This window comes from Deinococcus pimensis DSM 21231, from assembly GCF_000519345.1.
Lineage (GTDB): Bacteria > Deinococcota > Deinococci > Deinococcales > Deinococcaceae > Deinococcus_A > Deinococcus_A pimensis.
Genome location: NZ_KI912652.1, coordinates 54,849 through 56,182, shown reverse-complemented (window position 1 = coordinate 56,182; position 1,334 = coordinate 54,849). Strand labels below are relative to the sequence as shown.

The 1,334-nt window shown below is 72.3% G+C and carries 2 pseudogenes; both read left to right on the top strand.

What is annotated here, in order from left to right:
- Positions 1 to 446, top strand: a pseudogene (locus DEIPI_RS39970) (hypothetical protein); the annotation flags it as partial.
- 50 nt (positions 447 to 496) lie between these two features.
- Positions 497 to 1,334 (top strand): annotated as a pseudogene (locus DEIPI_RS39965) (coiled-coil domain-containing protein); the annotation flags it as partial.

The window sequence follows — 1,334 nt, the reverse complement described above, 5'->3', positions numbered from 1 at the left end:
AGAGCGCCGCCGAGTCGGTCGCCGCGAGCGTCAGCGGCCTCATCGGCGGCCTGCCGCGCGCGCTGCTGCTCGTGCTGCTCGGCCTGTTCGCCGCGTACCCGCTGTACCTGCTCAACCTCGCCTTCGGTGGCCGCAACCCGTACTGGCGCGCCATCAACGCCGCGTTCGTGCTGCTGCTGCTGCCCGTCGTCACGGAAGCCCTCGCGTCCCTCGGCGGCGTCGTCGCGGACCTCACGGGCCTCGCCGCGTTCGGCTCGCTCGCGAGCCTCAGCCTCGTCCAGACGGGCGTCGGTCAGGCCGTGTGGCTCGTCACGCTGCTCGTCGGGCTCGCGCTCGCCACGTGGGGCTTCCGCGGGATCTGCATGCAGTTCGGTCTGCTCGGCCGCGCCGCCGCCGCCGAGGCGCAGCCTCAGCAGGCCGCCGTCGAGTGGGACGACGAGCTCTGACGTACCGCTCCTCCCTCTCCTTTCTCCCGACTCCCCCCTGAGGTTTTCTCGTGCTCTACCGCACCCCCCTGCGCATGCTGGGTGACCTGGTCTCCCCGAAGGCGCTCGAACGCATCCTCGACAGCGGCGCCCGCGCCAAGGGCAAGACGCTGGCCGACCTCGATCACGCCGACCTCGGCGACCTGCTGCGCAGGGACGTCTTCAAGCGCCTGCAGCTCAGCGTCCCCGCGCCCCTCGCGAAGAAGCGGGTGCAGGACGTCCTCGACGCTCTGCAGCAGGACTCCACCAAGAACACCGCGATCCGCAACGAGGACTCGCTGCTCGCCGCGCTCGAGGCGTCCTCGAAGCGCTTCTCGCTGTACTTCGACTGGCCCGAGGCGCAGAAGCTGCGCGCCCTGCTGAGCGTCGCCCGCACCGAGATGGACGCGGGCAAGAGCGTGCCCGGCCTCATCGACGAGGGCATGGGGCTGGTCGCGGCGCTCGAACGGCGCCTCGGCGAGGGACTCGTCTCGCAGGCGAGCGACCTCGCGGAGCTCAAGGCGGAACTCACGCGCTTCTCCGGCGTGGGCGGCCCGAAGCTGCGCCGCCTCGAGGGGCTCATCTCCCAGATCGAGGACGCGCAGAAGAGCGACACCCTCTCCCCCGCCGAGGTGGAGCGCGCCCGTCACCTCGCGCTGGAGCTGCGCAAGCTGGTGGAGTCGAGCGTCATCTCGCCCATCACGCAGTCCCCGCCGCAGGAGCTGCCCGACCCGTCGCTGCTCACCCCGGAGGCGCAGCAGCGCCTCATCGAGCTCGACCGGGAGAGCGAGGCGCGCGACCTGCAGGACCTCGCGCGCGACCACGCGGCGCTGCTGCGCGTCCGTCCGGCCCTCGCGGAGGCCGTGGCCG